Origin of the sequence: Bacteroides sp. RTP21281st1_H5_RTP21281_210402 (assembly GCF_040918965.1) — a bacterium.
In the GTDB taxonomy this organism is placed as follows: domain Bacteria; phylum Bacteroidota; class Bacteroidia; order Bacteroidales; family Bacteroidaceae; genus Bacteroides; species Bacteroides congonensis.
In genome coordinates this window covers 57,027-79,547 of record NZ_JBCOWR010000016.1, presented here as the reverse complement: position 1 = coordinate 79,547, position 22,521 = coordinate 57,027, and the positions used below count along the sequence as shown (strand labels likewise).

General features: G+C 43.0%; 16 protein-coding genes. 15 read left to right on the top strand and 1 reads right to left on the bottom strand.

Features of this window, described 5'->3' with window-relative positions; translation table 11 throughout:
• The first annotated feature begins 80 nt into the window (after positions 1-80).
• From AB5443_RS20175 to AB5443_RS20120, 12 genes are all read left to right on the top strand, one after another.
• Entirely contained in the window at positions 81-554 is a 474-nt protein-coding gene (locus tag AB5443_RS20175) for an HU family DNA-binding protein (protein ID WP_044653121.1), read from the top strand.
• Between the two features lie 136 nt (positions 555-690).
• A complete protein-coding gene (locus tag AB5443_RS20170; protein WP_277134886.1) occupies positions 691-2,232 on the top strand; it encodes a hypothetical protein in 1,542 nt (513 codons plus the stop codon).
• A gap of 227 nt (positions 2,233-2,459) precedes the next feature.
• On the top strand, positions 2,460-3,383 hold the full coding sequence (gene rbsK, locus AB5443_RS20165) for a ribokinase (protein ID WP_277134885.1): 924 nt from the start codon (positions 2,460-2,462) through the stop codon (positions 3,381-3,383).
• Positions 3,384-3,424: 41 nt separating this feature from the next.
• The gene (rbsK, locus tag AB5443_RS20160; RefSeq protein ID WP_277134884.1) at positions 3,425-4,411 is read left to right on the top strand and encodes a ribokinase; all 987 of its coding nucleotides are present in this window, start codon (positions 3,425-3,427) and stop codon (positions 4,409-4,411) included.
• Positions 4,412-4,484: 73 nt separating this feature from the next.
• Entirely contained in the window at positions 4,485-7,682 is a 3,198-nt protein-coding gene (locus AB5443_RS20155) for a TonB-dependent receptor (protein ID WP_277134883.1), read from the top strand.
• Positions 7,683-7,708: 26 nt separating this feature from the next.
• Positions 7,709-9,529, top strand: a complete 1,821-nt coding sequence (locus AB5443_RS20150) for a RagB/SusD family nutrient uptake outer membrane protein (RefSeq protein ID WP_277134882.1) — start codon at positions 7,709-7,711, stop codon at positions 9,527-9,529.
• A 26-nt stretch (positions 9,530-9,555) separates the two neighbouring features.
• Entirely contained in the window at positions 9,556-11,310 is a 1,755-nt protein-coding gene (locus AB5443_RS20145) for a glycosyl hydrolase family 32 (RefSeq protein ID WP_277134881.1), read from the top strand.
• A 27-nt stretch (positions 11,311-11,337) separates the two neighbouring features.
• Positions 11,338-12,267 carry a dihydrodipicolinate synthase family protein gene (locus AB5443_RS20140; protein ID WP_231590121.1) on the top strand — a complete coding sequence of 310 codons (930 nt, stop codon included), beginning with the start codon at positions 11,338-11,340 and terminating at the stop codon, positions 12,265-12,267.
• Positions 12,264-12,869, top strand: coding sequence for a YhcH/YjgK/YiaL family protein (locus tag AB5443_RS20135; RefSeq protein ID WP_277134880.1), 606 nt, complete (start codon positions 12,264-12,266; stop codon positions 12,867-12,869). The genes AB5443_RS20140 and AB5443_RS20135 overlap by 4 nt, the downstream gene beginning before the upstream one ends.
• A 2-nt stretch (positions 12,870-12,871) precedes the next feature.
• Complete coding sequence (locus AB5443_RS20130) at positions 12,872-14,140, top strand: MFS transporter (RefSeq protein ID WP_277134879.1); 1,269 nt, start codon at positions 12,872-12,874, stop codon at positions 14,138-14,140.
• Positions 14,141-14,159: 19 nt separating this feature from the next.
• Complete coding sequence (locus tag AB5443_RS20125) at positions 14,160-15,929, top strand: glycosyl hydrolase family 32 (protein WP_277134878.1); 1,770 nt, start codon at positions 14,160-14,162, stop codon at positions 15,927-15,929.
• A 7-nt stretch (positions 15,930-15,936) separates the two neighbouring features.
• Entirely contained in the window at positions 15,937-17,253 is a 1,317-nt protein-coding gene (locus AB5443_RS20120) for an acetylxylan esterase (RefSeq protein WP_277134908.1), read from the top strand.
• Positions 17,254-17,355: 102 nt separating this feature from the next.
• Here the strand turns inward: AB5443_RS20120 and AB5443_RS20115 are convergent, their stop codons facing one another.
• Positions 17,356-18,807, bottom strand: coding sequence for a sulfatase (locus tag AB5443_RS20115; RefSeq protein WP_277134877.1), 1,452 nt, complete (start codon positions 18,805-18,807; stop codon positions 17,356-17,358).
• Positions 18,808-19,348: 541 nt separating this feature from the next.
• Between AB5443_RS20115 and AB5443_RS20110 the strand changes: the two genes are divergently transcribed.
• Genes AB5443_RS20110 through AB5443_RS20100 form a run of 3 tightly spaced genes read left to right on the top strand, consistent with a single transcriptional unit; the run spans position 19,349 to position 22,502 of the window.
• The gene (locus AB5443_RS20110) at positions 19,349-19,879 is read left to right on the top strand and encodes a DUF3575 domain-containing protein (protein ID WP_195661826.1); all 531 of its coding nucleotides are present in this window, start codon (positions 19,349-19,351) and stop codon (positions 19,877-19,879) included.
• Between the two features lie 27 nt (positions 19,880-19,906).
• Entirely contained in the window at positions 19,907-21,325 is a 1,419-nt protein-coding gene (locus AB5443_RS20105) for a hypothetical protein (RefSeq protein ID WP_277134876.1), read from the top strand.
• Positions 21,326-21,365: 40 nt separating this feature from the next.
• Positions 21,366-22,502, top strand: a complete 1,137-nt coding sequence (locus AB5443_RS20100) for a hypothetical protein (protein ID WP_277134875.1) — start codon at positions 21,366-21,368, stop codon at positions 22,500-22,502.
• The last annotated feature ends 19 nt before the right edge of the window (positions 22,503-22,521 follow it).

Here is a 22,521-nt window from a genome sequence, read left to right as displayed (position 1 = left end):
GTAAATTCAGTTACCCTATCTTTGCATCGTGATCACAAAATAAGAACTAGAATTACTAACGATTAAAACTATTAAAGATTATGGCACTGAAATATGTAGTCAAGAAAACAACCTTTGGCTTTGATGAGAATAAAGCCGAAAAATATGTAGCACGTCCATTTAATGTGGTTACTGTGGATTTTAAAATGTTATGCGACCAGGTAACCAAAGTCGGGTTCGTTCCACGCGGTACAGTAAAGTCTGTGCTCGACGGATTGATTGATTCCCTGAAAACATACATGGAAATCGGGGCATCTGTCAGCCTTGGAGAATTTGGTACTTTCCGCCCTTCCTTTGGATGTAAAAGCCAAAATAACGCAAAAGGAGTAACCACGGAAACGTTGAAGAACCGTAAAATCATTTTCACTCCGGGCAGTCTATTGAAAGGGATGATAAAAACTGTCAGTATTCAAAAACTGGAGCTACCGGATAGTGAGGCTTCTACTCCGCCTAGTGGCGGCGGAAATGAAGGTGGCGGTGAAAATGGCGGTGAAACGCCAGACCCGGCAGCATAAACATTCTCTTGTTTATTAATATTTAAAAGAATCCGGTTTGGGAGTACTCAAGCCGGATTTTTTAATATACCTAAGATTTGCTTATTTCACAAAAATTCCCGAATATTGCAGCATAAATACTAATCGAAAGGGCTTCATGAAAAGAGTCGACTCCGTTATTTCCCTGATATACTCACTATCGAAATCAGAAAAGAAACACTTCTCCTTGCAGGTCGTCAAAGACAAGGAGGAGAAGGATTATCTGGTGATTTACGATATTATCACGAAGAGTAAGCAGCCTGACGGAAATGCGGTGAAAGAAGAGTTTTATAAGCGCAGGCCGAAAGGTTCTTTTGAAGTGTCCATTCAATACTTATATGAGAAACTGGTAGATACATTACTCACATTAAGAAAGAAGAAAGATATCTACTATGATTTGTTGAACGACCTGTGCAAAGCCCGTATGCTATATGAGCGTTCCCTGTTTGAAGAGTGTTTCGAGATACTGTCCAACACAATAAAGCAGGCGCAATTCTACGAAAACAATGAGATTCTGACAATTGCACAGAAACAGGAACTGGAATATCTGCTACGGCTGAATTTCCCCAATATGACAGAGCAGGAACTGTTTCACAAACATTTTATCCAAAATGAATCTTTAAAGAAAATTCGGAAGATAACGGAGCAATCTTCTCTGCACAATTTATTGAAATACCGTCTTTCTCATATCGGAGCCATACGTACTGCGAAGCAAAAACAAGATATGAACGACCTTATGGTCAACGAACTGTATATAGCCGCTTCTTCAGACGCGGAAGGGAATTTTGAATTGACACGAAATCATAAACTTTTTCAGGCAAACTATTTAATGGGAGCGGGAGATTACAGAGCCGCCCTGAACTCATACAAAGAGCTGAATTCTTTGTTTGAGCAGAACCAACAGTTCTGGTCGAATCCACCTATTTATTATTTGTCAGTGCTCGAAGGGGTGCTCGGCAGTTTACGTTCAGTGGGCAACTACAACGAAATGCCGTATTTCCTGGAGAAATTAAAGAAACTAATCGTAGCGGACTCTTCACTGGAGTTTAAAGTGAACGCCACCTGCCTGCTCTTTCAATACGAGCTGTTCCCGTATTTGGATAAAGGTGATTTTTCCAGTTGCACAGAGCTCATGAATCATTATCAGGAGTTACTATACGACAAAGAAGCATGGCTGAGTCCTATACGCAAAAGCGAGCTATTACTCTACACAACTCTTATACACATCGGCAATCAGAACTACAAGGCAGCGAAGAAATATATAAGCAACGCCATTATAGATCATAATATCAAATACTTGCCGCTAATGAGGACGATTCGCCTGGTTCGTCTTATAGCATACTATGAAACACAGGAATTTGAACTGATAAAGCACGAATCACGCTCCATTACGCGCAGTCTGTCTTCACCGAAAGAGCAGACATTCAAGACAGAACGGATTATTCTATGGTTTCTAAATAAAAGGAACCTCCCTATCCTGCGCAAAGACCGGGAAGCATTTTGGGGAAAGTTATCTCCGGAAGTTCAGGAATTATATAATGATAAATACGAAAACCAGCTTTTACGCATCTTCGATTTCACTGCATGGATGGAGTCGAAAATCCGGAAAGAAAAACTTTCCGAGGTGCTGGGATGGCGTATGATTGCTAAAGAACTTTAAAACAAAAGATTGACGCCCTCTTTTTTCATCACAAAAAAGCACTTCCAAAACTCTTTTTTTCTCTTTGTAATTATATAAATGCACTTTATATATTTACCTTATTTCTCCATATTATCAAGAGAGATTTATCATTTTATATCCTTTTTGAAATTATATAAATCAATTATTAATGTCGAAAACTATACACTATTATTTCTTTCATTTGTATCGTCTTAATTTTTAATACCATGGAAACTGTATCTATTCATAAACCCAAAGTAGTAGTGATTGGAAGTTGCAACACTGACATGGTTGTAAAAGCCAATCGGCTACCAGTGCCGGGAGAAACCGTACTAGGCGGAACATTCTATATGAATCCTGGTGGTAAAGGAGCCAACCAAGCTATCGCAGCATCCCGGTTGGGAGCCGAGGTTACTTTCATCTCCAAAATCGGATATGACCTGTTCGGATTACAGGCACTGGAAATATATAAGTCGGAAAAGATTAATACCGAATTTATCTTCACTGACCAAAAAAATCCGTCAGGAGTAGCACTCATTTCCGTTGATTCTTTCGGAGAAAACAGTATAATCGTCGCACCGGGAGCCAGCCGTTCACTTTCCGAAGAAGATATCAACAAAGCTGAAGAAAAAATCAAGGAAGCTGATATTATCCTTATGCAACTTGAAGTTCCGATAGAAACTGCAGAATATGCAGCCACTATCGCCAATAAATATGGCAAAAAGGTAATACTCAATCCTGCGCCCGCATCTACCTTGAGTGATACGTTCCTAAAAAATGTTCACACTATACTTCCTAACCGGATTGAAGCCGAAATGCTGTCCGGAATTAAAGTTATGGATATGGAAAGCGCTCACCGTGCCGCTAAAACAATCGGAGATAAAGGTATAGAGAACGTTGTCATTACATTAGGAAAAGACGGTGCTTACGTGAAGGAGAAAGACAAATACGTCATGATTCCCGCCAAACAAGTGGAGACAGTCGATACTACCGGAGCCGGAGACGTATTCTGTGGCGCATTCAGTGTTTACCTATCCGGAAAACATTCACTGACGGAAGCGGTAGAATTTGCCAATGCAGCGGCAGCGATTGCCGTTACCCGTATCGGCGCACAGAGTGCCATCCCTTATAAAATGGAAGTCACTTTATAAAAAACAAAAAAGACCTAGGTTAAATATAAATCTGATTCACAATGAAAGTAGTAGTTATTGGAAGCTCAAACATCGACATGGTTGCCCAAGTCAACCATCTACCGGCACCCGGCGAGACTGTCGGCGATGCCTCTTTTATGCAATCCCTTGGTGGAAAGGGGGCGAACCAGGCCGTAGCTGCAGCACGGTTGGGTGGTTCCGTCACTTTTGTCACTTCATTAGGGAATGACATGTATGCCGACATACTCAGAAAAAATTTTGAAAAAGAGGGAATCACTACGGATTACATAATCAATGATACCCAACACCCGACAGGAACCGCACTTATTTTCGTGGCGGATAGCGGAGAAAATTGTATAGCCGTAGCCCCGGGAGCAAACTACTCTCTATCTCCCGACTCTATCAATCGCTTTTCCAAAGTAATTGACGAGACGGAAATAGTAGTTATGCAAGCCGAAATTCCTTACAATACAATTAAGAGTATTGCCCTGTTAGCACAGCAAAAAGGTAAAAAGGTGTTGTTTAACCCCGCACCTGCCTGCCTGATCGATGCAGAACTGATGAAAGCTATTGATATTTTGGTAGTCAATGAAGTAGAAGCAGCTTTTGTGTCAGGTATCAGACATACAGGAAACAATCTGGAAGAAATTGCCGGAGCATTAATTGCCGCAGGTGCGCAAAATGTTGTGATAACACTGGGAAGCCATGGCGTGTATATGAAAAACGCTTATACAAGCGCCCGGCTTCCCAGTTACAAAGTGAATGCCATTGACACAATTGCAGCCGGTGACACATTCTGTGGCGCTCTGGCTGTAATGTGTGCTCAAAAAGAGATAGACATGGAAACTCTCAAGTTTGCCAATGCGGCAGCGGCAATTGCCGTCACCCGCTCGGGAGCGCAACTATCTATCCCTACTCTCGAAGAAGTAAACCACTTCATCCTAAAAAACGAATTACCTTATCGCTCAACTTTTAAATTTAATGAACATGAAAACCTACTCGAACCGACGATTCATTCTATCAGGTAGAAATCTTCTGTCAGCAACTGGCAGTATAAGTCATAAGCTTATACTGTTACTAAGCTGCCTATTCATCTTCTCAATGAATATGTATGCTCAAAATACGGTATCAGGTACCGTCAGAGATGGTAATGGCGAGGCCCTGCTCGGAGTTTCCGTCATCGTTAAACATGGAAAAACAACTACCGGCACCGTTACAGACCTCAATGGTCACTATCAAGTGAAAGCAGATCCGAACGCTACCATTGAATTCAGCTTTGTCGGATTCAAATCGGTAACAGTACCAGCTAACCAGAAAGTTATCAATGTAACTTTGCACGACGACAATCAATTGTTGGATGAGGTGGTCGTTGTCGGATACGGTACCCAGAAAAAGGTCAACCTGACAGGTTCTGTCAGTCAGGTTACAGCCGAAGTGCTGGAAAACCGTTCCACCTCTTCCGTCACACAAATGTTACAGGGAGCTATGCCCAACGTTAACATCCAGGTAAATACCGGAAGCCCCGGAGCAGGCGGAACAATCTCAATCCGTGGAATGGGTTCTGTGAATTCAAGCTCCCCCCTTATTCTGGTGGACGGTATCCCCGGCAGTATAGACCAGTTGAATCCAAATGACATAGAGTCTATTTCCGTCCTCAAGGATGCTTCTTCGGCTGCCATCTATGGTGCACGTGCCGCATTCGGTGTAGTCTTGGTCACCACAAAGAAAGCTAAGTCCGGGAAAGCCAAAGTATCTTATGACGGTTATTTCTCCTGGTCGAAGCCGACAGTTTCTACCGACTTTGTCACTTCCGGCTATGACCATGCTTATATTTATGATACCTCTTACATGGGACAAAAAGGCTTCATGGGAGCTGCCACCGGATATACGGAAGAAGATTACAAAGAATTGGAAGCCCGCCGGTATGATACGACCGAGAACCCGGATCGCCCCTGGGTAGTCACAACCACAGAAAGCGACGGCAGGCAGAAGTACAACTACTACGCCAACTTCGACTGGTGGAACTGGATGTATAAAGAAAGAATGCCATCGCAATCCCATAATGTAAGCATCTCGGGCGGTACTGATAAAATCCAATATTACGTATCCGCAAACTTTTACACGAAGGATGGTATGATGAAACGGGTAGACGAAAAATACACACAATACACATTAACTTCCAAATTCAGTGCTGAAATAAAATCATGGCTGAAAATCGGAAACCAGACAAACTACTTTGACAGTTCCCACACGTATCCCGGTGAAAATGCAGCCAATGCAGCTTTTGCCAGAACCATGATAAACTGTGCACCTTACTACGTACCCATCGGCCCGGACGGCAACTATACCGGTCTGATGAAAAACGGAAAAGTCATCAACGAAGGGCGTGTTGCGGATATCTACGGTGGCGTATCCAAAGGTAATGTAGGAAAAAGACGTTTCCGGAATACATTCTCTGTCGAAGTTACCCCCATCAAGAATTTATCCGTAAATGCCGATTATACATTCGGTTTCACCATGGATGACAACTGGAAACGCCAGGGGGTGGTATCTATCTCAAACGGATATGCCAACGAAACACAATTAAGCACCACTTCCACACATAAAAAAGACTATATACAAAAATCAATGTCCTACAATCCTTCTCATGTATTCAATGCATACGCTACCTACGGCAACACTTTCGCGAAAGTGCATAACGTATCGGCAACAGTAGGTATGAACTATGAGAAACAACAGAACCACGACTTGCTCGGCTATCGTACAGATGTATTATCCGAGACATTGAATGACCTGAATCTGGCAACTGGAACCGGTGCGTCAGATCTCAAAGCCACGGGCGGTGCATCTGCCTATGAACTATTCGGCCTTTTCTTCAGAGCCAATTATAATTATAAGGAACGCTATCTGCTGGAAGTGAACGGAAGATATGACGGTTCTTCCAGATTCCTATCAGGAAACAGATATGGTTTCTTCCCTTCCGTATCTGCCGGATGGAGAATCAGTGAAGAGCAATTCATGAAAGGATTGAATATCTTTGATAACCTGAAAGTAAGAGCCTCATACGGTGTACTTGGAAACCAGTTGGGAGTAAGCATGTATCCCTATTCCACAATTACCCAAAAACAATCCTCTTATATTATAGGTAATTCACTGGCTTATTATCTGACCACCCCTGCTCCCGTAGCAGGTGACTACACCTGGGAAAAGGTAGGTACTCTCAATATGGGCATAGATATCAGTGTACTGGATAACAGACTGAATTTTAGCGGAGACTACTTTATCCGGAAAACGTCTGACATGTTCGTTGACGGTGTTACGCTCCCTGCTGTTTACGGTGCAAATCCTCCCAGGCAAAACGCCGGAGAAATGAAGACAAAAGGATATGAACTAACCGTAACCTGGCGCGACAATTTCAAACTGGCCGGAAAGTCACTGAGTTATGAGGTATTCGGTTCCTTGGGTGACGCTACCTCTGAGATTACCAAATATCAGGGAAACGATACGAATATCCTGACAGATTATTATGTAGGAAAGAAAATCGGTGAAATCTGGGGATACAGAACCGGTGGATTATTCCAGTCGGATGAGGAAGCTACGGAATGGACTAGCAAAATAGACCAGTCGGCAGTAAACAGGGATATTTTAAAGAGTCAAGGCAAATGGTCGGTTGCCCGTGGTGGAGATGTGAAATACCTCGACAAAGATGGCAATAACATTATCAACAATGGAGCAAACACACTCGACGACCATGGCGACCTCGAAGTAATCGGTAATGAGACACCGCGCTACAACTATGGTTTCGGAGCAAATATCAACTGGTACGGGTTTGATTTCTCCATCTCATTCCAGGGTATCGGAAAAAGAGATTTGTATCCGAACAAAGAAATGGAAAAATTCTGGGGTTCATGGGGACGTGTCAACAGTGCTTTTCTTCCTAAAGGAATTGCCGAACGAGCCTGGTCGGAAGACAATAAAGGAGCCTACTTCCCCCGACTCGAACGTGGTAGTGCAGCTTACAACGATAACGGACAGATGCAAGTTGTCAACGACAGATACTTACAGAATCTGGCATACCTGCGTTTGAAAAATCTATCGATAGGTTATACACTGCCTGCCAAGCTTACAACCAAAGCGGGAATCGAACGGCTGAGAATCTATTTCGCCGGTGAGAACTTATGTTACTGGTCACCTTTCAAGACCGATTACATAGACCCGGAACAAGCCATGTCCGCCAATGATGCACGTATCTATCCATTCTCAAAAACAGTATCTGTCGGTGTAAATCTGACTTTCTAACTTCTTCAAACTAAACATCTATAAGTATGAAAACAACAACGATACTAAAGAAAGCCTTTTTGATAAGTTCACTATCGCTTTCATTCTGTGCCTGCGACTTGGAACAGTTGCCACAAGATAAGATGACTCCGGAAAACTCCCTGAAGAATGAAACGGAGCTCAGGTTATACATTAACGGACTTCTGCCCATGTTGTCCGGAGCATCCAATGTAGACAACGGTGCCAGCGTAGCCGCCGGAAGAATGATGGAAAAGACCGACGATGTGATATGGCCTACACTTCCCGATTATATGACCGGCAAAAGAAGTTCAACACAATCGGCCGGAAGCTGGGACTGGGACAATCTGCGAAAGATTAATATTTTCTTAAAATACTCTGTAAACTGCCCCGACGAGACAGTCCGCGAGAAATATAACGCTATGGCATACTATTTGAGAGCACAGTTTTACTATGACAAGCTGAAAACATTCGGTGGGGTACCTTGGTACGACACTGTGCTCGAAGACAACAGCCCGGAACTATACAAACCGCGTGACTCCCGGGAAATGATTGCAGACAAAATACTGGAAGACTTGGATAGAGCCATAAAAAACGGTGTAGAAGCCAAAAGTCTGAATGAAATAACCAAATGGACTGCATTGGCTCTGAAAAGCCGTTTCTGCCTGTTCGAAGGAACATTCAGAAAATACCATAATATAGAAGGTTCGGAAAAGTTCCTGAAAGAGTGTGTATCGGCTTCTGAGGCACTAATGGCTTCGGGGAAATATACCATTGACAAGGGAGAAGGCACAGACGTAGCTTATAGGGACTTGTTTGCGCAACCTGCCACAAACAGTGCCAGTGATGTGGAAGTAATCACAGCTTATGCTTACAGTATTTCGTTAGGTATAAAACATAACACGAACTATTCCATCATCAACGCCAGCGGAAACCAGATTGGACTCAGCAAAGCATTTATGGATTCCTATCTGATGAATGACGGCAGCCGTTTCACAGACAGGCCGGGTTATGAGACTATGATTTTTGGCGAAGAGTTTGAAAACAGAGACCCTCGTATGTTCCAGACAGTCAGATGTCCCGGTTATGCCCGCATCGGAAAAAGTCATGACGTAAACAGATTGTATGAAGCCATGCAAATCTCTGCCACCGGATATATGCCGATTAAATATGTACAATCCGGCGACCATGACAAGCAGACCAGTAATGAGAATGATATTATCCTGTACCGCTATGCGGAAGTCCTGTTGAACTACGCTGAAGCTAAGGCCGAATTAGGTACACTTGTCCAGACAGACCTGGAACAAAGTATCAAGTTAATACGTGATCGTGTCGGAATGCCGAATATGAACATGGCGGCAGCAAATGCTAATCCGGATCCGGTATTGTCCGCACAATATCCGCTTGTATCAGGCAGCAACAAAGGAGTAATCCTCGAAATCCGAAGAGAACGCAGAGTAGAAATGGTTATGGAAAACCTGCGCTATGACGATATCATGCGTTGGAAGGCCGGTCATTTGTTTACCGAACAATTCAAGGGAGTTTATTTCTCAACAGTTACCGCACCTTCAACCAAATATGATTTGGATAAACCTGCATACACAGTCAGAAATGCCAACTTCCACATTTACATAGGTGAACGCCCCAGCAATCTTACAGAAAAGAATTCCATCGGACTGAATGTAGGTATCTTCCTGAGCAATGGAAACTCCGGTAACAAAGTGGTCAACACGGATAAAGTAAAGATCTGGAATGAAGAACGTGATTACCTGGCTCCATTGCCTAGCTCCGCACTTGTTGTCAATCCGAATCTGAAACAGAATCCGCATTGGGACAGTCCTTCCGATTAATTAACTTATCATAAAACAGTATATAAATGAAACGACGTGATTTTATAAAAAACGCAGGTTTGGCATTATCCGCAGCATTTGTCCCTAATATAGCATTCCCCTCTTTTTTAAGAGGGGGTGCTCCTCTAAACAATGTCCTGTATAATGGTGTCACACTACCTGACGTTTGGCCACCCAAAAATATCGGCATGAATTACGATCCAATGCCGGTACCTTATCTAACCAATCGTCCGGAAATTATTCCTATTGACTTGGGAAGGCAACTATTTGTAGACAATTTTCTGATTGAGCGGACAGATATGGAGCGAAGGTCATACAGACCTCGCAAAATGAGCCTCAACCCGATACTCAAACCGGAGACGGAACTGGAACAAGGGACTTACGGCATCCCCGGAGCCAGTGCCAAAGATGGCGGCGTATGGTGGGATCCGAAAGACCAACTCTTCAAAATGTGGTATGAAGCCGGATGGCTGCACAGAATGGCATACGCCACAAGCAAAGACGGGATACATTGGGAACGTCCTAATCTGGATGTAGTACCGGGAACCAACCAAATCGTTCCGGAAATTGTAGCTGACTCTTCTACTGTATGGCTGGATCACTTTACAAAAAATCCCGAAGAGCGTTTCAAAATGTTCCTGCGTTCTCCCAACTCGATTCCCGGCTCCACAGAACGCTTCAATTATGGATTCAGCATGGTTTCGCGGGACGGCATCCATTGGGGAAAACCTGTCAAGACAGGGCCATGCGGAGACCGGAGCACAATGTTCTATAATCCTTTCCGACAGAAATGGGTATATAGTCTCCGGAATCCGGAAAACATAAACCGCGTACCTATCGGACGCTTCCGCTATTACCACGAGCATTCTAATTTTCTGGAAGGAGCTAAATGGACAAAAGAAGATCTGATTTTCTGGCTTGGCGCTGATTATCGGGATGATCCGGATCCATATATCGGTGACAAGGCACAATTATACAACTTGTCTGCTGTGCCTTACGAAAGTATCATGCTATCATTGCCCCAGATACACTTGGGGCCATCTAACGAAAGATGCAGAGAGGCAGGAGTCCCTAAAATCACCGAACTGAAAGTGGCTTATAGTCGTGACGGTTTTTATTGGGATCGAACCGACCGCCATACCTTTATCCCTGCCGAACGAAAAGAAGGCTCATGGGATAGAGGGTATGTACAATCCGTGGGCGGGTTGTGCACTATCGTAGGTGACCAACTTTGGTTCTACTATATAGGCTTCGAAGGAAACAAGAGAAAGAAAAGTCCGGTATATGAAAAGAATGGTATGCACGCCAATGGAAGTACCGGTATAGCCGTATTGCGCAGAGACGGTTTTGTATCTTACTCTGCCCACAAGGAAAAAGGGACATTACTAACCCGTCCGGTAACATTCACCGGCGAATACATGTTTGTAAACGTAAACTGCCCGAACGGGGAGCTGAAAGTGGAAATTCTAGATGCAGATAATAATGTAATGCCGGGATTCTCCGCAAATGATTGCAAACCTCTCTCGACAGACAGTACTATCGCACAGATAAAGTGGAAAAATAAAAAAGACCTGTCCGCCTTAAAGAACCAACCGGTGCGATTCAAATTCTACCTTACCAATGGTGATTTGTATTCATTCTGGGTAAGTCCCGACACAGAGGGTGCCAGCAACGGATACAACGCAGCAGGTGGCCCGGGATTCGACGGCGGCACAGACAGAGAAGGGAAGAGAGCCTACAAAAAAGCAGAAGCCTTCCCAAACTTATTAGAAAGATGTTAAGATAATAATCAACAAAAAAAATAGACTATGATGGACAAAAAATTATTTGAAGGCGTGATAACTCCGATGGTGACGCCCCTTATCAACAGAGAAAATATAGATTTCAAAGGCTTGGAAAAATTGCTTGACCACCTGATAAACGGGGGAGTCAGCGGTGTTTTCCTCATGGGCACTACAGGGGAAGGAACAAGCATTTCTCCCCGAATGAGAAAGGAACTAATCAAATATTCGGTAGAATATGTAAAAGGACGTGTTCCCGTATTTGTCAGTATCGCCGACTGTTGCATCGAAGAAAGCCTGAATATGGCTCGTTACGCAAAAGAATGTGGAGCCAGTTATCTGGTATCTGCACTTCCGTTCTATTTAGGATTGACTCAGACAGAAATTATCGACTATTATACAACGATTGCCGATAATGTACCTCTACCCTTGTTTTTATACAACATCCCGGCGCAAACCAAATTAATGATTTCCGTCGAAGCAGTCAAGACATTGGCAAAACATCCGAACATCATCGGCATGAAGGACAGTTCCGGCAACGGTACCTATTTCAATACGTTACTTGCAGAAGTGAAAGCTGAGCATCCGGATTTCACCATCCTCGTAGGACCGGATGAAATGTTAGCCTCTACAATGGCGTTAGGTGGCAATGGCGGTGTAAACTCCGGTTCCAACTTGTTCCCCGAACTTTATGTCAACCTGTTCAAAGCTTGCAAAGCAAAGGATACGGAAAGAACACTCAAACTACAAAAGCTGGTAATGAAGGTTTCTACCGGAGTTTACTCTGTTGATAAATCGAGTGTATCCTTCCTTAAAGGGCTGAAAGCCGCATTATTTACAGAAGGATTGATAACCGACTACATCTGCGAACCTTTACAAAAAGTAAACGGCACTGACCTTGAGACAATCAGAAAGAATGTAGCAGAATTGAAACAACAAATCTCTCAGGTATTATGAAAATAACATTCAAATTAATCACTCTATTAATAACTATTGCTATGACTTGTTCCTGTGGAAATACTAGAAAAAAGGCTGTGCCTGTCGCATCCGGCACTGATTCTACGGAAGTAGACTGGAAATACGGATGGACGGTATCTGCCAGCCCGGCACTTGACATGGATGCTTTAAAAGAACATCAGGCCCAATATCCCGAAAGATGGAAAGCCACATTCGAATATTTAAAAAACACGGATTTGAGCAAGCTTTCTCCCGGTGAACACGAAATCATAGGGCGCGAAGTGTATGCCATTGTCAGTGAGTATGTTCCTAAAGAAGAAGCAGAATGTAACTTTGAAGCACATCGAAAATATATCGACTTCCAATACCTGATTAGCGGAAAAGAAAAAATGGGAGTAACGACACTAGACAAGGTTGCCCCAATCGGCGAATATGACGAGAAGAAGGACATTATCTTTTTCAAGCCTGACGCACCGGCCATATATGAAGTGGCAACTCCTGAAGTTTTCTATATTTTCTTTCCTAAAGATGCACACCGTCCCAGTATAAAAGACAAGGACGGAGTGACCGTGAAGAAAATAGTCATTAAAATCAAAATGTAGATATGCTGAAAGATAAGAAATTTTATCCATGGATGGTAGTAGGGATGCTCGTTGTAGTGTCTCTACTCAACTATTTAGATAGACAGATGCTGGCTACGATGCGTCCATTCATCATGGTGGATATCAAAGAGCTGGAATCTATCACCAATTTCGGACGGCTGATGGCTATATTCCTTTGGATATATGCCTTTATGAGTCCCATATCAGGAATGATTGCAGACCGTTTGAACCGTAAATGGCTGATTGTTATCAGCTTGTTTGTATGGTCTACCGTCACTCTTATGATGGGATATGTACATGACATCAGCCACTTGTATATATTAAGAGCGCTAATGGGAGTCAGCGAGGCATTTTACATACCTGCCGCCTTGTCTCTCACAGCCGACTATCACCAAGGAAAAACAAGGTCTATTGCCATCGGTGTACTGACCTCGGGAATTTATCTGGGGCAAGCCATCGGCGGATTCGGAGCTACAGTAGCTGCCCATACTTCCTGGCAATTCACTTTCCACTCTTTCGGAATGATTGGCATCATTTATAGTTTTGTACTCATCACATTATTACATGAAAAAAAAACTTATGTAGTACAAACCGAACAACGGAGAAGCATCAAAGAAAACCTTTCAATGACCTTCAAAGGACTAGCCGTATTGTTCAGCAATATCGCGTTCTGGGTAATGCTGTATTATTTTGCAGCTCTCAATCTCCCCGGATGGACAACCAAGAACTGGCTACCGACCATGGTTTCCGATACCTTGAATATGGATATGGAGTTCGCAGGCCCGCTCTCCACTACCACTTTAGCCCTTTCTTCATTCGTCGGAGTATTTCTCGGCGGGTTTATTTCCGACAAATGGGTGCAAAAGAATATGAAAGGAAGAGTTTACACCAGTGCTACCGGATTGTCACTGATCGTTCCTGCCCTTTTGATGATGGTATATGGAAATAATATCGTATTCATTGTAGCGGGAGCCATACTCTTCGGACTTGGTTTCGGTATGTATGATACCAATAATATGCCGATTCTTTGTCAGTTCATTCCCTCGCGTTATCGTGCCACAGGTTACGGGCTCATGAATTTTGTCGGAATTGCTGCCGGAGCTATTATCACCAACGAACTGGGCAAAGCGTTCGAAGCTAATTATAAAGACCTCGTCTTTTTGATAATGATCCTCTCTGTATGTCTGTCCATATTCCTGCAATTGAAAGTGCTGAATCCCAAAACTATGGATATGACGGACGAATTAATGGCTGAATCGAAAAATAAATAAAGACATAAACTGAACAATTATGAAATATACAGACTCATTTCTCAGATTAATCAAACTACCTGCAAGCATTATCATGTTCTTGCTATGTTGTTTAGTATCTTACAGTTGTGGCGGTTCGGATGACGGAATATCCGAACCACCGGGAAACTCCGGTACAGACCCCGCACCGGATCCTGACGACCCGTCGGATGATTGGAGAACCCTCTACAATGGAATCATATTACCTTCCGTATGGCCACCGAAAAATATAAATATCAGTTCGTACGAACCTATGAAAGTTCCTTATCTGGAAACTCCCCCGGAAGTAGTTCCTATTGATATAGGACGTCAGCTATTTTTTGATAACTTCTTGATAGATAATACCGATTTGGAACGCAAATTCTATAAACCTAAGAAATACGCACAGAACCCTATACTAAAGCCTGAAACGGCTCTGGAAACATCGAAGATTCCCGGTGCTTCCGCCAAGGATGGCGGAGTATGGTGGGAGCCTAGAGAACAGATATTCAAAATGTGGTATGAAGCCGGATGGCTCAATAAGATGGCTTATGCAACCAGTAAAGACGGTGTCAACTGGATGCGCCCGGATTTGAATAATGGTTCGAACGAACTTCTGACATTATCCAGATTCCCCGCAAATTCATGCGCAGTCGTACTGGATTACGATGCATCCGACAATGAAAGATATAAGATGTTCCTACGCTCGCCGAACGCTGACGCAACGGACAATGCCGGCTACTGCATGATTTCTTCGAATGGAAAGCAATGGAGCTGGTTTACTAAAACTGGCCCATGTGGTGATAGAAGTACCATGTTTTATAATCCTTTCCGCAAAAAATGGGTATTCAGCATACGTACCCTCGGTGTATTGGGTAACTCCCCACATGGTAGAGCCAGATATTATAGGGAACATTCCGACTTCCTGACCGGTGCTGTCTGGACAAAAGCCGATGTTGTATTTTGGTGCAATGCGGATAACAAGGACACCCCGGATCCGGAATTCAATCTGCCACCGGAACTTTATAATCTGAACGCTGTTGGCTATGAAAGTGTCATGCTGGGATTGCATCAGATTCTAGTGGATGAGAATGAAATTGCCAAAGCTGCCAACAGGCCTAAAATCACAGAGTTGAAAGTTTCTTTCAGCCGTGACGGTTTCCATTGGGACAGGCCTTACAGAGAGGCATTTATTCCGGCTACCCGCACAGCCGGCAGTTGGGATCGTGGTTATGTGCAATCCGTTGGGGGAATCTGTACAGTTGTAGGCGACCAACTAAGATTCTACTATATCGGATTCAAAGGTGGAGATCCCTCAAGCTATATGCATTCGAACGGTGCTACCGGTATGGCAACACTTCGCAGAGATGGATTTGCTTCCATGTCGACAACTGGAGAAGGTAGCCTGACAACCCGCCCTGTCAAATTCAGCGGAAAATATATGTTTGTCAATGTCAACTGTCCGGCAGGTGAACTCAAGGTAGAAATCCTGGATAAAAACAACAAAGTTATTGATGGCTTCTCGGCCGATAAATGTAAAGCTGTTACTATTGATTCTACTATTCAACAAGTGGAATGGAATGGCATCAGTGACTTATCCTCTTTGGCAGGAGAAGAAGTCAGATTCAGATTCAAGCTCAAAAATGGTGATTTATACGCATTTTGGGTAAGTCCAAGTACTAATGGCGAAAGTAATGGATACGTTGCCGGTGGTGGCCCCGGATATACAAGCAATAAAGATACGGAAGGGAAAAAAGCTTATGAAAAAGCAAATGGTTTCCAAAAGTTCTAATTTATTTATCATGAAGTATTTACAGTTTGTTTCTATTATAATATTCTCCTGCATGTGGACAAATATGTTCGGGAAAGCTCCTATTCTAAAGTTAATAGAAATACGAGTGACTCCCGCACATAAAAGTTGTCTATATAAAATAGGAGAAAAAGTACAGTTCAACGTGGCTGTATTAAGGTGTGGCATACCTTTGGACGATATAGAAATACGATATGAAATATCCGAGGACATGATGGAAGCACACAAAACCGGGACAACACTGCTCAAGAACGGTATAGCGGAAATCAATGCCGGTTCGATGAAACAGGAAGGATTTCTACGTTGCCAGGTTTTCGCCGACTATCAGGGATATGAATACAAAGGAATATCTACGGTGGGGTTCAGCCCTGAAAAGCTTCAGCCTGTCACTTCTCTTCCAAAAGATTTCCTTACATTCTGGAATACCAATAAGGCAGAAGCAGAGAAATATCCGTTAAAGCCTATTATGACACTGTTGCCGGAGAGATGTACGGATGTGGTGAATGTCTATCACATCTCTTTCCAAAACAACGGTAACAATTCACGGATATACGGTATCCTTTGCATACCTAAAGTTCCGGCCAAGTATCCGGCTATATTGAAACTTCCCGGCGCAGGAGTCAGTGAATACAAAGGAGAAATAGCAAGAGCTTCCAAAGGATTTATCATTTTAGAAATAGGGATTCATGGCATTCCTGTCAATATGCCGGGAACAGTCTATCAGGACTTATATAAAGGGGCTCTGAAAGATTATTATTTCATGAATTTAAGTGATAAAGATAATTACTATTACAAACGTGTTTATATGGGTTGCGTGAAAGCTATTGATTTCATTTATTCATTGCCTGAGTTCAATGGGGACTTGGCGACTTTTGGCGGTAGTCAAGGCGGAGCGCTTTCCATTATTACTGCCGGACTGGATCAGCGCGTGAAAGCCTTGGCAGCATTCTATCCGGGACTGTGTGATATAGCAGGATATATACACGGACGTGCAGGCGGATGCCACCAAATGTTTAAGGACGGAAAGAGACGCACTCCCGAAAATATAGAAACGGCACGATATTACGACGTTGTGAACTTTGCACGTCAAATCAAAGTTCCGGGATTCTATTCTTTCGGATACAATGATATGACTTGTCCGCCTACTACCATTTATTCCGCTTATAATGTGATTGATGCTCCTAAAAAGTTATTTATTGCAGAAAACACAGGACATTACACCTATCCGGAACAAATGAACAGTGCATGGGATTGGATAATGGATTACTTAAAATCACAAGCTCAAAATGCAAAACAAACAAAGTAATGAATAGTCCTAAACAATTTCTCTAATTATAAATATAGATGAGGGTCCCTTTTCAAATACCCTCATCTATATTTTTAGACATACATCAGCTCATTGAATTTGTCATTGTATCTTTCCAGCAGGGCGAACTTCCTTCCCCTTCCTATGCATATTACTATCCCCGCATTGCTTACGCATAACCTCAAGAGCTTGTTTCAACCGCTCTACTTCTTTGGGATAAAGACTCTTAACATCGTACCGTTCCCCCGGATCACGTCGCAAATCATAAAGCGCCCAGTCCGTATAAGCTTTCGTTCGCGGTCCGGGTGTACCGTCATCATGAGGCAACGTACCATCATAAGTTATATAAAGATGAGGTTCGACCAATTTGAACCGTTCGTCACGGACAGCATCCAATTGATTCTTTTGATCATAATAATAAAAATAGTCATGAGGCTTAAAACTTTTATCCCCTTGCATTAACGGCAGGATATTCACACCGTCAATTTTCCGTTCCGGTAATTGCCCGTCAACAATTGCAGTTATCGTAGGTAGAATATCAATACCACTTGTCAATTGATTACAAATCCATCCGGCAGGAATCTGCGCCGGCCATTTCATGATACAAGGCACGCGTTGTCCACCTTCATAAGTAACATGCTTTGCATCCCGCAGACCACCTGTAGAACCAGCCCTCATTCCAAAATTTATCCAAGCTCCATTATCGGATGTAAATATAACCAATGTATTTTCTTCTAAACCCGCTTCACGAACAGCTTTCAAGACTTCCCCCACACTCCAGTCCACTTCCATCATTGCATCACCAAAAAGCCCTTGTTCGCTTTTACCTCGAAATTTATCTGAAACAGGCAACGGAACATGTACCATTGTATGAGCAAAATAAAGAAAAAAAGGCTTTTTCCGTTGTCGATGAATAAAATCAACCGCATACTTAGTATAAAGTTCTGTCAATGAGTTTTGATCATCCATGGTTTTGATATACTTTTCGATTTCATTACCATTATAAAGAGGCAATTCCGGACGTTTCATCACCCGTTCGGTTGGCACTTCCCCGGGACGTACCAAATAACCATAAGGCCACATGTCATTCGAATAAGGTAATCCGAAATATTCATCGAACCCTCGTTGCAAAGGCAAATACTCAAACTCACTACCCAAATGCCATTTTCCCACAATTGCTGTCCTATAACCTACTTTCTTGACAATCTGTGATATAAAAATTTCATCAGGATGTACACCAATACCAGTTTCCGGCTTAATAGCTCCATAAATACTAATCCGATTCGGATAACATCCAGTCATTAATCCAGCCCGTGAGGCAGAACTGACTGAAGAAGGACTGTAAAATTGAGTAAAACGGACACCCTCAAAAGAAAGACGATCAATATTGGGAGTGCTATACCCCTGTGCACCTGTAACAGTCAAATCGCCATATCCCATATCATCCATATTAATCAGAATAATATTGGGACGTTTTATAGAAGGCTTATACACCTTCTCCCCTCCCATCGCAACAAGCGGTGAGAGAGCCATTGAAATAAGCAGTTTATACATATCACATTTCTTTTTACTATTTTATACAAAAATAGACGGTTTCCCCGTAAGCAAATGGCAAATATTAAGTTACTTCCATAAATACAAAACAAATGGCATTACCTTTATTCACCTATTTATCAAGCAGATAAACAAGAGAAACAATGCATATATATATAAACCTGCCTGTTACTTCTTCTATCACTATTATTATTAAGACTACAAAAAGAAATAATAATCCGACCTTTCATTCTTATATACAATGAAATCATATGTTTAAATAATCCGATGTAGTAAAATCTGTTTTTTCTACCCCCTAAGTTCAGTTATTTTTAGAAGTAGGCCCTAAAAGCAGCTATTTTTTTATAATCGTTAAGATATTCATCTGAAACTTTTATCAGAACTTTTGTTCTTGAATGGTATCATTTACATGATATCTGGAACGATACGAGCCATAAAAAGTCATCTATTAACTTGAAACGATTAAAAAATTATATCTATGGTTTACTTAAAATTCTTTAGTATTACGAAGAACAGAATTAATAAACTGGCGATAACCCTTATGTTGGCAGCAGGAACCTGGATTACCGGTCAAGCTCAAGAGGTAGCCGTGAAAACCAATCTGCTGTATGATGCAACAACAACCTTGAACCTTGGGGTAGAAATAGGTCTGGGAAGTAAAATGACGCTGGATATATCGGGAAATTATAATCCGTGGCGGTTTCATGATTACCGGCTGAAACACGGATTGATTCAACCGGAACTGCGTTACTGGACTTGCGAAAAGTTCAACGGACATTTCTTCGGACTTCACGGTTTCTACGGAAAATACAATGTCGGCGGACTGCCTTTCAACAGCAATATGAGACACAACCGTTATCAGGGGCATCTGTTTGGCGGTGGCATTTCTTATGGATATCAATGGATCCTGAATGACCACTGGAATCTGGAACTCTCACTGGGAATAGGTTATGCACACCTGCAAGACAAAAAATATCCTTGTGCCGATTGCGGTGATATGATAAAGAAAGGACATCATAATTACTTTGGTCCTACCAAAGCCGCCGTCAGCATTATATATGTCATCAAATAATTACATATCACATTTATACTGAAAACCATGGGAAGAATACTACTTTACACTCTCTTTGCCCTACTATCCCTTTCTGCCTATGCAGCAGAAAAGTCCGGACTGAAAGTCATTGACTGTACCGCCCTCCATAAAGGCGATCTCATAGAACTGAACATTCTATTCGAATGTGACGGCATCGCTATTTCCCCTAACGAACAACTCACAGTGCACCCGGTTCTCATTGGGAAAAGCGACACTCTCCGCCTGCCTCCTCTCCTGTTCACAGGAAACGTCCGGAATAAAGTTAATCATCGACTCGCCCGTTTCAACGGAGAAGCAACAAGCGAGTTCCCTGACTATAATATGAAACAACTGATAGAATCGGGTCATACCCAAATAGCTTATTCACACCGGATTCCTTTCCATTCCTGGATGTATGGCAGCCGGTTAGTATTAGAGAGCACAGTCACAGGTTGTGCCGATTGTCAGCATGACCTGGAAGACATATCTCTGGCATACATTCCCAAGAAGTTGAATGTAAGCTACATTATCCCCAAAGCCGAACAGAAAGTTCTTCACAAGAATGTCTCCCTTTACCTCAACTTTCATCAGGCCAAATGGGATATTCTGCCTGACTTCATGAACAATCATCTTGAACTGGCCAAAGCGGACAGCCTCATTTCCGAGCTGGCAAATGACCCGTATATCACAGTCGATTCAATCAGCATTGTCGGTTACGCCTCTCCGGAAGGGAAATATGATTATAACACCCGTCTTTCCGGCAACCGTGCACAAGCATTGAAGGAATTTCTGGAAAAAAGATACACTCCGAAAAGATATATATTGAACACCGTCGCCGCTTCCGAGGACTGGGACAGACTACGCAGAAGTATCACGAAAGAAAATCCTCCTTACCGTGACCAACTGCTAGCTATCATCGACAGCATCTCAAATCCGGATGTACGTGACAGTTATATCCGCAGGCTTGACAACGGTGCCGTCTACGCCAGCCTGTTACACAACATTTACCCGTCTTTACGCCGCGTGGTATGTGATGCCGGCTATACAGTGAAACCTTTCACCAGAGAACAAGCCGAAGAGCGGCTTGCCACTCATCCGGAACAGGTAAGCCTGAACGAAATGTATATCATCGCACAAAGCTATCCGGCAGGTTCACCGAAGTTTAATGAACTGTTCGGCGAAATGCTCACCCTTTATCCCGATAACATTGCCGCCCGAAACAATCTGGCTGCCGTAGCCATTGAAATGGGGGACATGGGACGCGCCCGTTCCTGCCTCGAGAAAATCAGCCACTCACCGGAAGTACAGAATAATCTTGGCATCCTGCTCTACCGGGAAGGAAAAATAAATGATGCCAAACACTGCTTCGAGAAAGCATGTGCCTGCGGCTGTAAGGAAGCAGTAGCGAACTTGCAGGAAATCAACACACTTATGGCTATTCAATAGCACCAATTATATTAATTATTAATCCTAAACCTTTTTAAAAATGGAAATTAAAAAGACCAATTTGTTAGTGGCTATGTTTGCATGCCTGGCCGCTTGTTCGGATGACGCAACGGTAGACAACACCCTGTTACCGGACAACAGTGAAACAACCACCGTCAAATTTGAGATGAATGCGAATACGGGGAATTACTATTCACCACTTTCGCGCAGTGTTAATCCGGCAGCCATCACGAAGGATAACTTCCGCATCATGGCATTCAAGAAAACACCCGCCGGCGAAGGATACTTCTACGCACAGGACATCCCGACCGCCGGTATGAATTACGAGAATAACGTTTTGTCCGGAACCGTCCGCCTGCCCATAGGCGAATACAAGTTTGTCTCCACCTACGGACTAGCAAAAGACGGCGGGTTTGCTCTCCCTTCCCTTACTCCGGTGACAACAGAATTGACCGACGACCTCAACATTAGCCATGGAACGGTAGACGGCTCATCTGTGTTCTTCCTGGAGAAAGGTACGATCGAAGCTCTGCATTCCTACACATTAGGCATTAATCCTACAGCCAACGAATCTGTCAGTGCGTCATTAAGCCGCGCTGTGTCACGTGTGGACATCATGTTCATCCAAGCCAAGAAAAACGATGACGGAACTTATACCGAAGTTTCCGACAGCGCAGATGTATTTGGAGTGTCACAACTTGCCGACATCGAAATGCAGTTTACCGGACTGAACAGGAATGTCAACCTGCTCGGTACCAAAACAACAACGGACGAAGGCTCTTTGTTTAATGAGAATTTCACTGTTCCCGACCTGGGAAATACAGTCACCCGCGGTACCTCTACTGACGATACCAAAGTAGGTACCACCGGTTTTCTGAATTACGATAATATCAAGACGGATGACATCAAGACCGGTTCCGCGCATGTGCATGGAGCTTACTTGTTACCATACGATGAGGCTATCAATACCACAAACCTTACCTTAGTACTAACAAACGGCTTAGGAGACAAACGCACCATTGTTGCTCCGAAAAATCTCCCGTTGGAACGTAACAAGGTGACTCTCGTCAAAATTTATGTTTTAAGCGGAACCGTATTCAACACGGATGTCAAATTCAACGTAACAATTGATACGGCTTGGTTGGAAGCCAATTCTGTTGACGGTGAGATAAACTAAAAAACAGCGTTTATATACT

Coding starts and splice junctions, on each gene's coding strand:
- AB5443_RS20115 (WP_277134877.1), bottom strand. CDS start 18,807: ATGTATAAACTGCTTATTTCAATGGCTCTCTCACCGCTTGTTGCGATG.
- AB5443_RS20170 (WP_277134886.1), top strand. CDS start 691: ATGAAAAGAGTCGACTCCGTTATTTCCCTGATATACTCACTATCGAAA.
- AB5443_RS20105 (WP_277134876.1), top strand. CDS start 19,907: ATGGGAAGAATACTACTTTACACTCTCTTTGCCCTACTATCCCTTTCT.
- AB5443_RS20110 (WP_195661826.1), top strand. CDS start 19,349: ATGTTGGCAGCAGGAACCTGGATTACCGGTCAAGCTCAAGAGGTAGCC.
- AB5443_RS20140 (WP_231590121.1), top strand. CDS start 11,338: ATGATGGACAAAAAATTATTTGAAGGCGTGATAACTCCGATGGTGACG.
- AB5443_RS20135 (WP_277134880.1), top strand. CDS start 12,264: ATGAAAATAACATTCAAATTAATCACTCTATTAATAACTATTGCTATG.
- AB5443_RS20155 (WP_277134883.1), top strand. CDS start 4,485: ATGAATATGTATGCTCAAAATACGGTATCAGGTACCGTCAGAGATGGT.
- AB5443_RS20100 (WP_277134875.1), top strand. CDS start 21,366: ATGGAAATTAAAAAGACCAATTTGTTAGTGGCTATGTTTGCATGCCTG.
- AB5443_RS20150 (WP_277134882.1), top strand. CDS start 7,709: ATGAAAACAACAACGATACTAAAGAAAGCCTTTTTGATAAGTTCACTA.
- AB5443_RS20175 (WP_044653121.1), top strand. CDS start 81: ATGGCACTGAAATATGTAGTCAAGAAAACAACCTTTGGCTTTGATGAG.
- rbsK (WP_277134885.1), top strand. CDS start 2,460: ATGGAAACTGTATCTATTCATAAACCCAAAGTAGTAGTGATTGGAAGT.
- rbsK (WP_277134884.1), top strand. CDS start 3,425: ATGAAAGTAGTAGTTATTGGAAGCTCAAACATCGACATGGTTGCCCAA.
- AB5443_RS20130 (WP_277134879.1), top strand. CDS start 12,872: ATGCTGAAAGATAAGAAATTTTATCCATGGATGGTAGTAGGGATGCTC.
- AB5443_RS20125 (WP_277134878.1), top strand. CDS start 14,160: ATGAAATATACAGACTCATTTCTCAGATTAATCAAACTACCTGCAAGC.
- AB5443_RS20145 (WP_277134881.1), top strand. CDS start 9,556: ATGAAACGACGTGATTTTATAAAAAACGCAGGTTTGGCATTATCCGCA.